Origin of the sequence: Microbulbifer agarilyticus (assembly GCF_020171345.1) — a bacterium.
GTDB lineage: Bacteria > Pseudomonadota > Gammaproteobacteria > Pseudomonadales > Cellvibrionaceae > Microbulbifer > Microbulbifer agarilyticus_D.
The window spans coordinates 559292-575793 of sequence record NZ_JAIUZM010000001.1; the positions used below are offsets into that span (position 1 = coordinate 559292).

Sequence of the window (16502 nt, forward strand, 5' to 3'; positions counted from 1 at the left end):
ACAATGAAGCGAAGCAGATGGATATTGCAGACCCCGAGGTTGTACAAAAAAACAACGCAACCGATGCTACCCAGGAAACCCCACAGTTAGGCAGCGACCGCTACCGTGTACTTAGCACGCTAGGTGCGGGCGGCATGGGAGTTGTCTACCTCGCGGAAGACCTGAAGCTACACCGCAAAGTAGCGGTTAAGAAGCTCCGCGACGATATCGCCAGCCAGAATGCCCGCGAGCGCATCCAGCAGGAAGCCCGCCTGCTCGCCCAGCTCAACCACCCCAATATTGTCGCCCTGCACGATGTGCTGGAAGACACCGCCGGCAACGACACCAGCGTCGCTTTGGTAATGGAATATATCGAGGGCACCACACTGCGCGCGTGGATGCGCGAGCGCGGCCCCAGCCTGCAACAGAAGCTCAGCCTGCTAATGCAGATCTGCCTCGGCCTGCAGCAGGCCCACGACCTCGGCATCATCCACCGCGACCTCAAGGCCGACAATATCCTGATCGCGGAAAACGCCAAGGGCGAGCCGGTAGCCAAGATCACCGATTTCGGCATCGCCAAATCCCAACAGCTGGACGAGAAAACCCTCACCGCGGAAAACCAGCTGGCCGGCACCATCACCGCCATGTCGCCGGAGCAGATCCTCGGCAAAACCCTCACCGCGCGCAGCGATCTGTTTAGCTTGGGCGCCATTGCCTATGAGCTACTGTGCGGCAGCCGTCCATTTGAAAAACACGAAGCCGGTGCGCTGGCCATGGCCAACCGCATTACCAACGAACCGCATATCCCGCCGCAACAGGCGTGGCCCAATATTCCCGAGCCTTTAGCGGTACTGCTGGACAAGCTTCTCGCCAAAGAACCCGCGCAGCGCCCGGAAAACGCGCAAATTGTGTATCAGGGCTTTGCGCTGCTGCATAAACAGGGAATGGAAGCGGAAGCGGAGGATTTCACCGCCACTCTGACTGACCTGTTTACCCAACAGAAAGTCAAAAGTCGCCGACGTTGGCAGCGGGTGGTAGCCGGTGTTGCCGCGACTCTGATACTGGGGGCGGGAAGCTACTGGGGCTGGAAGGAATTTACCCGACTGGAGCCACAGTATATTGCGGTGATGCCGGTGGAAATACACGGGGAAATTCGCGGGGAAGAGAATGCCAAGGCGCTGACCAAGACCATGGTGCGGCAAGCGTTGATGAATTCGGTTTCGCAATTGAAAGCGAGTGCGCTTGTTAGTTTCGAACCTACAGAGGGTCAGACATTTGAAGAAAATTTGCAGGCACTGCGAGACAAAGGGGCGACAGATGCGTTACTTGCACGACTTGAATGTACTCTAGCTCGGTGCAATATTGAGCTTCAGAGAATAACGCCTCAGAAAGAACAAATTCTTCAGCAAATCAGCTTTCCCTTTTTGACGGAAAACAGCCAAGAAGCTGCATACCGTATCACGAACACCATTCCCCAGTTATTCCCAACCAAATATACAAATATACTACTCAACCACAGAACATTAGACACGAATGACTATGAGAAATATCTAGAAATCACCGCAAGGGTTGACCAGAAGAATGTTAATCAAGACGATTTGAAGTGGTTAGAAAAGCTCATAGGTACCCACCCAGAGAACATCAATCTTTACAGAACGTATGTAAGTGTAGCCACGACATTGTATGTCAAAACGGACAAAAAAGAATTCCTCCAAGCTGGAACCTCAATCATTGACAGGGGAAAGATTAAGAACATTAACGGTTTATTTTTGCTGGAAATGGACCTGTGGCTAAACTCATACAATTCAGACCCAGAAAACTTTGAAAAACTAATCAAGGATTCTTACAAGTTCGACTTCCCATCTGCTGAAATACAGAGAAATTATTCACGATTTTTATACCTACAAGGAAAATACGAAGAAGGTGTAGAGTTCGCAAACAACGCAGCAAAATTGAATCCATCCACTCAGAATTATTATCTAATAGCACTAAATGAATGGGGCGCAGGGAAATATGACAATGCGGAACAAGAACTAGCTAGAAATATAGCCAAACACCCTAGACACTGGCCATCCTATGGGTTACTTGGCGCGATAAAAATTGAAAAAGGCGAATATCTAAAGGGAGAGGAAACTATAACCAAAATCCCATCCAAGCTGCGAAACTGGAGAGTTTTATCAAATCTCGCTGGTGCATATTTTCTGCAGCGCAAATATTACAAAGCACTTGAAACTGCTAACCTTGTACTTCAAAAAATACCAGACGACATACCCACCGTCGGCTTGATCGCAGAATCATATATTATGCTAGGAAGAACACCTGAAGCCGAAAGTGAGTATGGAAAAATTCTCGAACTGACACAAAATGAAGAGAGCCTAGAAGCTAGAATGTACAAGGCTCTAGCGCATGCAAATTTAGAGGACGCAACCAAAGCTATCGCTTTAGTCCACGAACTACTGCAAGAAGCGCCGAATGACACCTATGTAAAATATACCGCCTCACAGGTGTATTCTCTTGCAAGAGAATTTAGATCTGCAGATCTGTATATAAAGCAATTAATCGGCCAGGGCATGGATGCAGACTGGTTTGCTCTACCGGCATTCCAAAGCCTGTGCACCCAGCCCATAGTATCTCAAGAAGTAAAAGTCACCATATGCACTTGATTACTGAGGCTCTGCACGCATCTTGGGATCTGCAGAATAAACCGTACCTTCCGATGAATTTTCAGCAACCCACTTAAATGAAAAGCCATTCGGCGTCTGCTTATTCGCCTTTAACTCAATCTCCAGAACCTGTGGGGCCTGATTCTTGACCTTGCACTTCTGGATCGCGCCGAGACCGTCATTGTCGTTATCGTAGGTATCGATACCGTCATACTTGCCCGGCTGTTTAGCAAATTCCAAGGTGGTATTAACCAGTGAAATTAGCAAAGTCGCCTTGCCGGAGTTGCTGGTGCCTCCAGAACTTACCCCTTCAAATACAATATGGAAAGTATCGAACTCCAAACCGTTAGAATCCTTGAGAATCCATAACTGATCTGCACCAGTGGGCTCAAGAGTAAATTCTGCGGTAATGTCACCTTTCGCCGGCACTGTAACCGTCGATTCAACAAGTTCAACTGCTTCTGTCATTTTTCTATCCTGTACGTTTTGACTGTAATCCCTGCAAACCGCCCAGGGTGATCGTTGGTCTTGAAATAATTGAATTACAAACACAGACTCAGAGTGAGAACTGAGTCACATAGCTTAATGCAACCGACGCAGGTAATTCCATCAAATTTTGAGCAAAAAAAACCGGCAGTAAGCACGCTTACTGCCGGTAGTAAAAAGATGGTCCCAGCCATCTACGGTTACAACAACACTATCAAGAGCGAAATGAGGCATCCGTGCCTCTGTCAGGCCCTTCCACAATCCCGGCTTCCTAGGCTCTGTGGTTACCGGGCCGGCCTGACGGTTCAGCTTGCGCTGAAGTCTTCCTGAATTGCTGACCGCCGCCAAATTAGGCTCTGTGGTGACGGTCAACTACCAATCCATTGGCGAAATGGTTGAAAGGCGCTGTACTGCTTGCCGATGACGGGTGCTCATCCTGAGCAACCCGATAATCCTTATCCGTAGATCCGTTTTCCTTAACGGACACCGGAAACAGGGTGTCTGCAATCCACCTTGCCGCGGCTCCTGTGAGGGCCGGGCATCGCGTCCCCTTCAACCTTGAGGTGAAATTTACGGATTTCTCTATTACAGGTCGATCACACGCCATTACACGAAATTACACGACAATTGCGTCGCGCCAATTTGGCGCGGATTTAAACTACAAATTAAGCAATTATGCGGCCTGTAGAACTCTGTGCCTCTTGCTGAAACTGCGTAGGCGAACGGGGCACATGGAAGCACCGCGTAATGTGAAACCATTCACTACACTGTGAAATCGGTGCCCGCGCTTCGCGGGCCCCCTGTGTGGCGCCTGTTGCTTGCTTGTTGGGCACCGGGCCTTCCCGTAAACTCGGCGGTCATTTCGCCCATAAATTAAACAGCGCTGATTTATCCACAATGCCGAGAATGTTTACGCGCCTGAATCTGCTGAGCTACCTGGCTGTCTTCTCGCTGCTCTTATATGGCAGCTTCAGCCAGGCACAAAGTTACGAACAGCTGTACAGCGATTACCGCGGCAGCCTGTACCAGATCCGCCTGATCGAACTCTCCTCCAATTCCAAATCCGGCCTCGGCTCCGGCTTTCAGATTTCCAGCGATGGTTTGATTGCCACCAACTACCACGTGGTATCCGCGGCGGTACACGATGAAGACAAGTACGCGCTCAAGTATCTGTCGGTGGATGGCAAGGAAGGTGACCTGGAATTGCTGGATGTGGATGTCATCAATGACCTGGCGATTCTGCGACAAAAAGGCGAACCGGGGCCGGATTACCTGCGGCTGGCACAACAGCCACCGAGCCGCGGTGAAACCATTGTCTCCATGGGCAACCCGCTGGACCTGGGTATGACCATTGTGCCCGGCACCTATAACGGGATCGCCAGCGGCAGCTTTTACGACCGCATCCATTTCTCCGGCTCCATCAACCCCGGCATGAGCGGCGGCCCGGTGATCAATCGCAATGGCGAGGTGGTAGGTATCAATGTGGCCACCGCCGGTAACCAGATCAGCTTCCTGGTGCCGGTGGACAAGCTCATCAACCTGCTGGAAGACTTCAAAAACGACCTGAAGAACGGCAACGGCACCCCGGAACTGCAACCGATCATCGACCGCCAGCTGCACAAGAATCAGCAGCGCATTATCGACGAGATACTCGGCGCGGACTGGAAGCTGCGCCCACTGGGCGACGCCATGGTGGTGGGGGAAATCGTGCCGTCGATCCAGTGCTGGGGGAATACCAGCGACGACGAAGACGAGATGATCAAACAGGTGGCCAAGGGCTGTACCGGGCAGGATGTGGTGTACCTGTCGGAAGACTTCGACACCGGGCGGGTGGAATACGAATTCTTCTGGCTGGAATCCGAAGACGACTTCCTGTCGTCGCGCTTTTACGCGGCCTATGAAGAAAACATGAGCGGCTTCTTCCCCGGTAACAGCGCCAGTGAAGAGGATGTCACCGACTTTAACTGCAAACAGCAGTTCACCACCCAGCCGCGCAATGGCAATGCCGCCAAAACCAATGGCGCGGATAAGGAAGGTGACAAGGAAGCCGGCGGTGACGAACAGAAACCACCCAAGGCCAATGGCAACCATGAGCCGGTGATTGCCCGTACCACCTACTGCGTGCGCCGCTACAAGAATTTCCCGGACCTGTTCGATGTGTTCTTTGTGAGCCTCACCGTGGACCATGAAAACCGCGCGCTGGTGAGCCACTTCACCCTTTCCGGGTTCACCCAGGAATCGGCCACCGCCTTTACCCAGAAGTTTGTGAGCGAAATCCAATGGCACTGATTATTGAGACCATAGATCGTGCCCACCGGGTGTGTAACCGCTTCCGGATGGAGGGTGACCGCGCGACCCTCGGCCGCTGCTACAGCAACGAGGTGATGCTGGAAGACCCGCATGTGGACCCGGTGCACGCAGAAGTACTGAAGGACGACGACGGCTGTTACGTCCTGCACGACCTGAAGAGCCTCAACGGCATGCGCCTGATGCGCAATTTCCGCGACAAGTCGGTCAAGCCGATGGATGTGGATGCCTACCAAATCCAGTGCGGCGATGAGGTACAGCTGGGCAAGAGCCGGGTGCGCTTTATCGATTCCGCCATGAGCGTATCGCCGGCCATTCCGCTGCATTCGGCGGAAAACGTGTTCGACCGCCTGGCGACGCCACTGGTCGCCACGCTGCTGTGCCTGCTGGTCGCCGGTATCAGCCTGTGGCTGGCGTTCCTCGGCAGCACCAGCGAATTCCCCTGGACCCGCGTGGTGGAAGTGCTGACCGATGTGATCTTCGGCCTGCTGATATACGCAGCCGCCTGGGCATTTATCGGCAAGGTGGTGAAGCACGAATCGCACTTCCTCGCCCACTTTTCTATCGCCGCTACGGCGGCCCTGGTGTACGCCGCCTGGCAGTGGTTCGGCTCGCTGCTCAATTTCAACTATTCCATTCACCATGCGATACCGTTGCTCAACATCCTGGCGCTGGCGGTGATCCTGCCGGTGATGCTGTGGTGCGCGGCCTATCTGGCCCTGAATATTGCGCCGCACTGGCGCCTAGTGGCCTCCATTGTGCTGCCCTGGTGTTTCCTCGGCTTTCTGGCCGCGGTGGAAATTGGCCGCATGGACGAGTTCAGTGGCTCACCGGAAGTGTCCAAGGAACTGAAGTCAAAGACCCTGCTGTGGCGCAAGCCGGTGCCTATGGACGAGTTCCTCGCGGCTACTCCGGCCCTGTTCGATATCCCCATCAAAAAGGATAAGGACGATAAAAAGGCCGAGAAAAGCACCGAGTCAAAAACACCGGCGAGCGCCGAAGGCGAATGAGCAGGCAGGTTATTGGCCACGGCTAATTATCAACACACGGTCGAACTCTGTGCCGCGAACGCATAAAATCTCCCCCGCGCCGACGCCGTAGCGGCGCGAATCAGGAGTAGATGCCATGACCGAGTCCACCACCGAACAGAGCGTATTCTGGAGCCCGGCTGTTGCCCAGCTGAAGCCATACGTGCCCGGCGAACAGCCCAAGAGCACCGAGCGCCTGATCAAGCTCAACACCAACGAGAGCCCCTACCCGCCCTCGCCCAAGGCACAGGCGGTACTGCAGGAAGACGGCCTGGCCGCACATCTGCGCCTGTACCCGGACCCGGAATCTACCCAGCTGCGCGAAACCATCGCCGCGGAGTTCGACCTTGCTCCCGAGCAGGTATTCGTCGGCAACGGCTCCGACGAGGTACTGGCACACGCCTTCTACAGTTTCTTCCAGCGCCCGGAACCACTGCTGTTCCCGGATATCACCTACAGCTTTTACCCGGTGTACTGCCAGTTCTACGGTATTGAATCCCGCTCCCTGCCCCTGCGCGAGGACTTCTCCATCGGCGTCGAGGATTATGCGGTAGCGAACGCCGGCGGGGTGATTATTCCCAACCCCAACGCGCCCACCGGCCGCTACCTGCCACTGGCAGAAATCGAAAAGCTGTTGCAGCTGCACCCGGAGCGGGTGGTCGTTATCGACGAGGCCTATATCGATTTCGGTGGCGAAAGTGCGGTGAGCCTGATCGACCGCTACCCCAACCTGCTGGTTATCCACACCCTGTCGAAATCCCACGCACTGGCCGGTTTGCGCCTGGGCTATGCCATGGGGCAGGCACACCTGATCGAGGGACTGAACCGGGCGAAGAATTCCTTCAATTCCTACCCCATCGACGGGATTGCGCAGAAGGTGGCCACCGCAGCGATCGCCGACCGCGCGTGGCTGGCGGATAACTGCGCCAAGGTTATCGCCACCCGCGAGTGGACCTGTGAACAACTGTCTGAGCTGGGCTTCGACATAGTCCCATCCACAGCGAACTTTATCTTCGCCAAGCCGACGAAGACTTCTGCCGAGGCGCTGTTTCTCGCCCTGCGCGAGCGCAACATCATCGTGCGCTATTTCAACAAGCCGCGGATTAGTGAGTACTTGCGTATCAGCATCGGCACCGATGAAGAGATGCAAGTACTGGTGAGCGCTTGCCAGGAAATTCTGCTGTAAGCGCCCACGTCGCCATTTTCCACAATAGCGGATGCGTCCACAGAAGCGGCTTGGGGAACCTCTATAATTCCCCGAGCACTAATGCCTAAACCGGCCCCACTTTGAGCCTCAACCGGACGCATCCGCCGTTGTTATGCCGCTGACCAAATCACTCTCCGCCCGACTTCTTATCGCCGCCCTGCCCCTGAGCCTGCTGCTCGCAGCAACGGACGTATCCGCGCAAAATCCGTGGGAGGATGTGAAAGCCCCTTCCAAGCAGTCTCCGGAGAGCATCGGCGCCTACACCAATGGCTGCCTGAGTGGCGCCGAACAGATGCCCCTGCGCGGCGACGGCTTCCAACTGGTGCGCACCGGGCGCGATCGTCACTACGGCAATCCGTATCTGGTGAAATTCCTCAAGGACTTTTCCAGCAATGTGGAAAAGAACAATCTCGGGCGCCTGCAGATTGGGGATATGTCCATGGCTCGCGGTGGGCCCTTCAGCAGCGGTCACACCAGCCACCAGATGGGGTTGGATGCCGACATCTGGTTTTCCCAGGACCACCGCGCTGCCGAGCGCCCGCTGTCTCCCTGGGAGCGCGACAATATCGCCGCCATCCCCATAGCCGATGCCAAAAAGCATGTTTTGCTGGAAAAAAACTGGGATGAGCGCATCCCGGGTATCGTGCGCCTCGCCTCGGAAGACCCCCGTGTCGCGCGCATCTTCGTACACCCCACCATCAAGCGGAAAATGTGCGATATTGCAGGGAGCGATAACGAATGGCTGCGCAAGGTGCGCCCCTGGTGGGGACACAACTATCACTTTCATGTACGCCTGAATTGCCCGCCCGGGGACAACAGCTGCAAACCGCAGGCGAAGGTTAAGGGCGACCCTTGTGGCGGTGGTCTGGACTGGTGGTTTAGCGACGAGTTTTACGCCATCCTTAACCGACCGCCGTCTAAAGAGCCGGAAAAACCGGCAGAGAAGCCACCAATGCCCGCCCAGTGTGCCCAGGTATTGAGTGCGCCCGCTGGCGAAAGTAAGCGCTAACGTACGACAACAAACAAATGAGAGACCGATGACAAACGAGTCTGCCAATCCCATCAACGTCCTGCTGATCTGCGGCGGCGGCAGCAGCGAACACGATGTATCCCTGCGCACCGCGGACTTTATTCAACAGGAGTTGGCCAAGTCCCCGGCGCTAAAGCTGACGCGGGTGACCATGGATGCGGATGGCCGCTTTATCGATGCGGACGGCCAGCTGCGCGAACTGCGCTCGGACAAACTGCTGTACAACGCCGGTGGCAGCGCGCAACCGGTGGACTATGTAATCCCGGCCATCCACGGCTACCCCGGTGAAACCGGCGATCTGCAGTCACAACTGGAAATTCTCGGCCTGCCCTATTACGGCTGCGGCCCGGAGGCGAGCAAGAACTGCTTCAACAAGGTCACCACCAAACTGTGGCTGACCGCACTGGGCATCGACAATACCCCCTACCAGTTTCTGTGCGCCGAAAACGCTGAGGAATTTGCCAAGGCCCAGGATGCACTGAGCCAGTGGGGCTCGGTATTTGTGAAAGCGTCAAATCAGGGCTCATCGGTGGGCTGCTACCAGGTGAGCACTCCGGAAGCTCTCAATGAAGCATTGAAGGACGCATTCAAACTCTCCCCCTACGTGCTGGTAGAAAAGTGCCTGAATGTGCGCGAGCTGGAAGTTGCGGCCTACGAATACCAGGGTGAACTGGTGGTAACACCTCCGGGCGAAGTGCGCGCGCCGTCGGACACCTTCTACAGCTACGACGAAAAGTATGCAGAAGACAGCCGTGCAGAAACCTTTGTGGAAGCAGAAGGGTTGTCCGAGGGCCAACTGAACTGGATTCGCGAAGCATCGAGACGCGCGTTTGTCGGCCTGCAGCTAAAAGACCTTTCCCGCATCGACTTCTTCCTCACCGATGAAGGCGAGATCTACCTGAACGAAGTGAATACCTTCCCCGGTATGACCTCGATCTCGATGTTTCCGAAGATGCTGAAAAATCAGGGGCATGAATTTTCGAAATACCTGGGCGCACTAATCCGGGCGGCGGTGCACTAAGCCGGCAAGCTTTATACTCACTTCACCCTTACGACTTTAACCCGGGCGGGCATCTCACCATGACTCCCGGGTAAAACTGCGTTATTTCTTAATCTGCTGCCAGTCCAGAGAACAGAGTGTGCAATACGTGATGGGCGGCCTCGGGGCTATTGGAGAGTGGTGCATATTGCAGGCGTGCGCTTGGCTCACCAGGTTTGCGCTCGAAAATAACCTTATCCTTCTTGATCGTCTTAAGCACCTTGAGGTCAGCAAGCTTCTCCGGTGGAACCGCTGTTGGGTCTTCCGACAGCACAACGAAGTCCGCCAATTTACCCACTTCGATTGAGCCTTTGTCATCCTCTTCAAAGTGCTGCCACGCGGGCCAGATCGTCATGGCCTTCAGCGCGGTATTCACATCGACCCGCTGCTCGGGGCCGAGAATATAGCCCGAGCGTGTGCGGCGATTCACCGTGGCATCGAGCACCCGCATACTGTTGGGAAAGGCCACTGGCGCATCGTGATGGGTACCAAACATCAGGCCGCGCTTGCGAATCCATCCGGTGGGAGAGATATTTTCTGCGGCTTTCGGCCCAACCGTATGCTTGCGATGCCAATCCCCCCAGTAAAAAGTGTGCATGGGAAATACCGACTGAAAGACTCCCAGTTCTTTAAAGCTATCTACCTGGTCTTCACGCTGAAACTGACCGTGAATCAGCACGGGACGATTACCGGGGTCACCATATTTTTCACGCGCTTTTTTAAGCGCAGCGATCAACATATCCGACGCACCTTCGCCATTGGAATGTACGAGAATCTGCAGGCCGTGTTCAAAGCACCAGTTGACTGCGTCTTGCAGCTGCTCCTGGGTAATTGCCGAGTAGCCCTTGTAGCCTTTGGGGTATTTACCTACCGGATCGTAGTAGGGGCGGTCTCGCAGCGCGGTAAATCCTTGCGGTGAGCCGTCGATTGTCAGCTTGCAGCCGCCTACCCGCACGTTATCCACGTAATCCCTGGACATACTCTGCTTGATAAAATCACGCCCCTCCAGAACATCCGGGAAGGCCACCACATCAATCAGAATATCGCCATCGGCGGCGGCTTTTTTCAGCGCCTTGACCGCCGCCTCCGATGAACGGCCGTCCTGCCCCGTGGTATAGCCGAACTTGGCCCACAGCTTGCTACCAGCGCGGGCAAAGGTCACCAGGCCCTCATCCCCCAGCTGGCCCAACAGCGGCAAAAACACCGAGAAAAAGGCATATTCTTCCAGTACGCCGTTCGGCTCACCATTCTCATCGCGCTGGATAACACCACCTGCGGGTGCTTTGGAACCCTTGTTGATCCCCGCCATTTCCAGCGCCTTGGAATTCGCTACTCCGAGATGCCCCGACTGATGCACAATAAGCATGGGGATATCCCGTGAAACTTCATCGAGATCCTCTCGCGTAGGATGACGCAGCTCCTTCAGCTGGGCGTTGTCATACCCGAAGCCGATGATCATGTTGGTCGCGGCGACAGCATCGGCATTGTCTTTCGCCCATTGAGAGAGGGTGCTCTTTAACGAGGCAATATCCGTCACTTTGCCGTCTGGCGGCGAAAGCAGGTTCGCGGAAAGCGCCTGCAGGCCGCCAAATACAACATGACCGTGACTATCCACAAATCCGGGCACCATCGCCCTACCGTTTAAATTGAATTCTTGCGTGGTACGGCCTTTGTATTTCTTTAGGTCTGCCAGGCGGCCTACCGCGATAATCCTTCCATCTTTTACCGCCACCGCGTCTGCTTTGGGCTGCTTATCATCCATTGTGAGGATTGGCCCGCCGGTATAAATGGTGTCGGCGATCTTGGCTGGGGTATCGGAAGCATCTGCTGCACACACGGTTAATACAAAAACCACTAACAGCATACCCAGGTAAACTTTCATGACAGATTCACTTATTCAGTCGATGCGCTTAGTAGCAAGCTTAGAAGTCTGCGGGAGCTACTTTCGCTAACTCACCTGTTGTAGGGCTTCCGATAGCCATCCATCCTGCCGTTTGCGCGAAAACTGCCCGCGCAGAAACTCCATCTGGTCACCGCGAATCCGCGCGCTATTAGTTAACGCCAGATACTCCGCGGCGTTGGGCACAAATGGCAGGGCCAGCAAGTCCATATCGATATGCTCCAGCAGCCGGTTACCCTTGTGTTGATTACAGCGGCGGCAGGCGGTAACCACATTCTCCCAGGTGTCGCGCCCGCCCTTGGAAACCGGGTGAACGTGATCTCGGGTGAGGTCACGTATCGGAAACCAGCTACCGCAGTACAGGCAGGTGTGCTGGTCGCGGGCGAACAGCGCACGATTATTCAATGGCGGCCGATTGCGTGGCCGCGCCATACGATCACCACCACAGGCAATAATGGCCGCCAAGTCCAGAGTGGACCGCTCGCCCTGGCGGTTAATACCACCGTGCACCGTCTGTACGACACCACCCAGGGTCCAGGTAACCAGCTCCCGTACATACAGGCAGGCGGCCTCCTCCCAGCTCAGCCACTCCAGGGGTTGCCCGGCGAGATTCAACCTCAGGATTTGTGCTTGCACGCGTTCACCTCCCGTTTTTGCGAGCCTGAAAAGCAACAAAGCCCCGCGGGCATACCGACGGGGCTTTGTTGCAGGATGAGGAATTTGGCGGTTCTTGAAGAGAGTGCGCGGAGTAAATCGGGCGAATCGGAGGAAAGGGGCGAAATTTGGAGGTGATGAAGGCTCGACCACCAGTGGTGACAAGGTGGTTGTACGATAAACGGGTAAAGCACTAGGTTACTGAATGCATCATCCTCCACGGTCAAAAAAAGTTGACCGGCTTGACCTGATTAAAGCGGAGGTTTGTTACGATTTCCAGACAAAGCAAATAAACGGCTGCAGAAATTGTATTTGCGCGAACGGACAGATTAACTGAACGGCAAACTTGTATAGACAGGAAAGGGAAGTGCAAGATCACGGAGGCGCCAGGGCGGGAAGAAAACGATTTACGCTGGCCCAAAACGTAAAACACCGCTTGAGCAATCCGGCCCAAGCGGTGCGTCTCACAGGATGGTGCCCAAATCCTTTCGGGCTGGCAGCGCGATCTCCATTCCTTGGGGATCTATCCTTGCCGCCGTTGCAATCCGTTCTCCGTCCTTGCAATTACATTATGGTCTTTTCAGAAAGATGCGGTAGTGGGAAAGTGCTGAACTTGTTGTAAGAGATGTCTTACATACACGTGACCGACGTCACATTTAACCTGAATAGGCTGCTTGGAAAGGCGTGGCGCGTATCGCAACTGGTACTCCTGTGCGACATTTAGCGGCTTACTATAGTTACTTTTGTTACGAGATCAAGGACGATGGGGGACACATGTCGAAAAAGGCGCTAGTTTTTTATCTGTTTGCCACAGCTGGCGTAATTTCAATTCTAGCGCTGATCGTTGCCCTGGCATTCGGTCTGGTGCCCGGTGTCAATGTGCCCTGGGGGCAGATGTTTGGCGTCAGCACCGACGAAAAAACCGTGCAGCATCAAATTAAAGTTGCCGACGGCTTTCAGGTAACGCTGTTTAATGACAATGTGCCCAATGCGCGCTTTATGGCGGTGACCCGCAATGGCGATCTGCTGGTTTCGCAGCCGAAGCTTGGCCAGGTCAGCCTACTGCTCGCGGACCGCAATGGCGACGGCGAGTCCGATGGCCAGCGCGTGCTCATCGACCAGCTAAAGCGCCCACACGGATTGACACTGTTTGAAGACTGGTTATATATCGCCGAGAGCGACGCTGTGGGACGCGTGCCCTTTGATCACTCCGATGGACGCATTGCCGGCCGCTACCAACACGTGGTCACCGGGCTCGGCGACACCGGCAATCACTGGACCAAGACCATCGGCCTGGGCCCGGATGGCTGGATGTACCTCTCCAGTGGCTCGACCTGCAATGTGTGTATAGAAGAAGACCCGCAACGCGCAACGATCATGCGTTTCCGCCCGGACGGCAGCAATTTCCATGTATATGCCACCGGCCTGCGCAACAGTGTCGGCTTCGACTGGTCACCAAAGGATGGTGCACTGTATGCCACCGACAACGGGCGCGACTGGCTCGGTAACGACTTCCCTCCGTGCGAATTAAATCGCATACAACAAGACGGTTTTTACGGCTGGCCTTTCGCCAACGGCGATCGCGTTCCCGACCCGGACTTTGGCGCAAATGGCGACGCCGCGCTGCAGCAGATTATCCGCGACTCCATGCCGCCGGTATTTGATTTCCCCGCGCACAATGCCCCGCTTGGCATGCGCTTTTTAACCAGCCGCGAGCAGCCTCGTGGGTACCGGGAGGCCGCATTGGTTGCGCTGCACGGATCGTGGAACCGGGATGTAAAAGATGGCTATAAGGTGGTGGCCCTGCACTGGGGCACCAGTGGCCGTATTCGTAGTGAAGACTTCCTGTGGGGATTTCTTGCTGAAGACCGAGAGACGGTTTACGGTCGCCCGGTGGATATTGCCGAGGATGTGCGTGGAACCATTTATGTCTCCGACGATTACGCGGGCGCGGTGTATCGGGTAAAGGCGGGCGCCGCGGATCGAGGTGCTGCCAGCACGGCGACCAGTAAACGCCCACCGATCAGCGCACCGAAAAAACCCCTCGCCATCGATGGCGATGCCGCACGCCAGGGGGAACAGATTTTTGTGCGCCGCGACTGTCTGCGCTGCCATCAGCAGCTGCCCCTGAAAGGCCTGAGCCGCCGCTACACGCTGAAACAACTGGCCGATTATTTCGACACGCCGACGCCACCGATGCCGAATTACGGATTCAGCAACGGCCAGAAACGCGCGCTTGCACATTATTTGATGGAGCGGGAAATTCAGGGCAGCGGACAACTGGAGAAAATGTTGCCATGAGTCATAGCTGCTTGCGGGATCACTGACCCTTGGGCCGCTTCTGCAGCTTTCTCTGCAACGTGCGCCGGTGCATTCCCAATGCCCGCGCCGTGGCCGAGATATTGCCATCATTCTCCGCCAGCACGCGCTGAATATGCTCCCATGCCAGACGGTTCACCGATGGCGGGGCGCTGGAGATCTCTGGTAATTCGGTAGCATCGCTGGAGTTGGCTTGTTCACCGGTGAGCGCCGCCACCAGCTGGTCGCCTCCGGCCGGCTTGCACAGGTAGTCGTCGGCGCCCAGTTTGATCGCGGCGACCGCGGTGGGAATACTCGAGTAACCGGTAAGGAGGATAATGCGCGCGCGCGGGTTCCCTGCGCGCAGCGGCGCAATCAACTCCAAACCGCTGTCGTGATGAATTTTTAAATCCAGCAGCGCGCAATCAAATCGCTCCCGCGCAATCAGCCCCAACGCTTCGTCGACAGTCTCCGCCACGCGCGTGTCAAAACCGCGCCGTGACATGGCCCGCTCCAGCATATTGCGGGTGCCGGTCTCATCGTCGACGATTAGCAGGCGCAATGGGGAATGACTCACGACACCTCCGCCATGTCACTTTCCAGTGGCAGTTCAATGGTGGCCACGGTCCCCTGGCAATCACGCCGGGCCGCAAGTGTCAGGCTGCCACCGAGCTGGGCCAGTGTGGTTTTACTCAGAATCAAACCGATACCGAAGCCACCCGACTGCTGTTCATTTTCCACTTCAGCATCAGCGCCAAAACCCTGACCATTGTCTGCTACCTCAATACGTAAATGCTCCGCCCCCCACGCTACTGTGAGCGCGACCGGCTCCGATGAGCCGCTCGCCTGCGAAGCATCCAGTGCATTGTTCAATACGTTAATCAGCGTCTGCTCAAGGGTTAGCGGCAAACGTGCGCGCATATCCTGCGGGCCACTCTGCTGCAGCTGGAAACGCGCTTCCGGGCGCAGTAACTGCCAGCGCTCCAGACTGCGGTCGATGAAGCCCGCCACCGACTGGTACTCCTCGTTACCCGCCGGGTCGCGCGCACGGCTTTTGAGCTGCTCCAGTGCCTGCTTGCACAGGTTCACCTGTTGCTGCAGTAGCACCAGATCCTCTTCGACAAACTCCGGCAGGTCCTGCTGTGCCTGCAACTCTTCTACCAGTAAACCAATGGTCTGTAGCGGTGAGGCAAGCTCATGGGCGGTACCGGCAGCCAGGGTGCCGAGGGACAGCACCTGGTCCCGCCGCGCCTGCTCCTGCCGCAGCCGGTGCAGGTGACGGTCGCGACTGCGCAGGCCTTCCGCCATGCTGTTTACAAAGCCGGCGATCAGTATTGCGGAAAAGGTAAAGGTGGCCCACATACCGATGAGGTGGCGATAAAAGTCCCCGCTCTGGCTTGCGGCCATGTCGTGCCCGGCTCCATGCCCCGCCCCATGCCCCATATGCGCACTGTGGCCGCCGTCGATACCGGGGAAGAACGCCATCAGCGCGGTATAGGTGGCAATGCTGATCGCCGCCATCAGCCAGGCGAAAAACCGCGGTTGGGTTGCCGCAGCGATGGTGAGGGGAACCAGCAGATAAATCACGAACGGATTGGAGGCCCCGCCGCTCAGGGCGAGCAGGGGTGGCAGCCACAGCCAGTCCATCAGTAAATGACCAAAGAACTCCAGACGCCCTACCGCAACGCTGCCGCGGGCGCGCCAGCCGCTGATCAGGGTGGTTACCACCCCCAACAGGACAAACACCAGCGCACCGGCACTCAGGGCATCCGCTAGCCACAGGCTGACGCCGATGTAGGCGCTCAAAGCGATGGCCCGCAGCGCGGTCAGGCGCCGCAGGTTGACGATGATGGTTTTATCCCCGCCCAGGGGCTGAGGTACTACCGATGCTACAGGTGCGACAGATGACAC

General features: G+C 55.9%; 12 protein-coding genes. 7 read left to right on the forward strand and 5 right to left on the reverse strand.

Annotation, left to right across the window (positions count from 1 at the left end; all coding sequences use genetic code 11):
• The first annotated feature begins 17 nt into the window (after positions 1-17).
• Entirely contained in the window at positions 18-2642 is a 2625-nt protein-coding gene (locus tag LCM31_RS02205) for a serine/threonine-protein kinase (RefSeq protein WP_224867172.1), read from the forward strand.
• On the opposite strand, the gene LCM31_RS02210 is transcribed toward LCM31_RS02205, so the two are convergent.
• Positions 2643-3110: a hypothetical protein gene (locus LCM31_RS02210; RefSeq protein WP_224867174.1), complete on the reverse strand. Its 468-nt coding sequence runs from the start codon at positions 3108-3110 to the stop codon at positions 2643-2645.
• A 915-nt stretch (positions 3111-4025) separates the two neighbouring features.
• Between LCM31_RS02210 and LCM31_RS02215 the strand changes: the two genes are divergently transcribed.
• The 5 genes from LCM31_RS02215 to LCM31_RS02235 all read left to right on the forward strand — a co-directional run bounded on the left by LCM31_RS02215 (position 4026) and on the right by LCM31_RS02235 (position 9721).
• Complete coding sequence (locus LCM31_RS02215) at positions 4026-5417, forward strand: S1C family serine protease (protein ID WP_224867177.1); 1392 nt, start codon at positions 4026-4028, stop codon at positions 5415-5417.
• Positions 5408-6445 (forward strand): FHA domain-containing protein, encoded by a 1038-nt coding sequence (locus LCM31_RS02220; RefSeq protein WP_077400692.1) that lies wholly within the window; start codon positions 5408-5410, stop codon positions 6443-6445. The genes LCM31_RS02215 and LCM31_RS02220 overlap by 10 nt, the downstream gene beginning before the upstream one ends.
• 115 nt (positions 6446-6560) lie before the next feature.
• Positions 6561-7649, forward strand: coding sequence for a histidinol-phosphate transaminase (gene hisC / locus LCM31_RS02225; RefSeq protein WP_224867179.1), 1089 nt, complete (start codon positions 6561-6563; stop codon positions 7647-7649).
• A gap of 133 nt (positions 7650-7782) precedes the next feature.
• A complete protein-coding gene (mepA, locus tag LCM31_RS02230) occupies positions 7783-8679 on the forward strand; it encodes a penicillin-insensitive murein endopeptidase (RefSeq protein ID WP_224867180.1) in 897 nt (298 codons plus the stop codon).
• A gap of 28 nt (positions 8680-8707) precedes the next feature.
• Positions 8708-9721, forward strand: coding sequence for a D-alanine--D-alanine ligase (locus LCM31_RS02235; protein WP_224867182.1), 1014 nt, complete (start codon positions 8708-8710; stop codon positions 9719-9721).
• Positions 9722-9809: 88 nt separating this feature from the next.
• Here LCM31_RS02235 and LCM31_RS02240 read toward each other — a convergent pair whose 3' ends face one another.
• Together LCM31_RS02240 and LCM31_RS02245 are read right to left on the reverse strand one after the other, a co-directional pair.
• Positions 9810-11621 carry an amidohydrolase gene (locus tag LCM31_RS02240; RefSeq protein WP_224867184.1) on the reverse strand — a complete coding sequence of 604 codons (1812 nt, stop codon included), beginning with the start codon at positions 11619-11621 and terminating at the stop codon, positions 9810-9812.
• Between the two features lie 66 nt (positions 11622-11687).
• Complete coding sequence (locus LCM31_RS02245) at positions 11688-12275, reverse strand: HNH endonuclease (RefSeq protein ID WP_224867186.1); 588 nt, start codon at positions 12273-12275, stop codon at positions 11688-11690.
• Positions 12276-13067: 792 nt separating this feature from the next.
• Between LCM31_RS02245 and LCM31_RS02250 the strand changes: the two genes are divergently transcribed.
• Complete coding sequence (locus LCM31_RS02250; protein ID WP_224867188.1) at positions 13068-14594, forward strand: PQQ-dependent sugar dehydrogenase; 1527 nt, start codon at positions 13068-13070, stop codon at positions 14592-14594.
• Between the two features lie 19 nt (positions 14595-14613).
• Here the strand turns inward: LCM31_RS02250 and LCM31_RS02255 are convergent, their stop codons facing one another.
• Together LCM31_RS02255 and LCM31_RS16365 are read right to left on the reverse strand one after the other, a co-directional pair.
• Positions 14614-15168 carry a response regulator transcription factor gene (locus LCM31_RS02255; RefSeq protein ID WP_224867189.1) on the reverse strand — a complete coding sequence of 185 codons (555 nt, stop codon included), beginning with the start codon at positions 15166-15168 and terminating at the stop codon, positions 14614-14616.
• The gene (locus LCM31_RS16365) at positions 15165-16502 is read right to left on the reverse strand and encodes a sensor histidine kinase (RefSeq protein WP_224867191.1); all 1338 of its coding nucleotides are present in this window, start codon (positions 16500-16502) and stop codon (positions 15165-15167) included. Before LCM31_RS16365 ends, LCM31_RS02255 begins: the two co-directional genes overlap by 4 nt.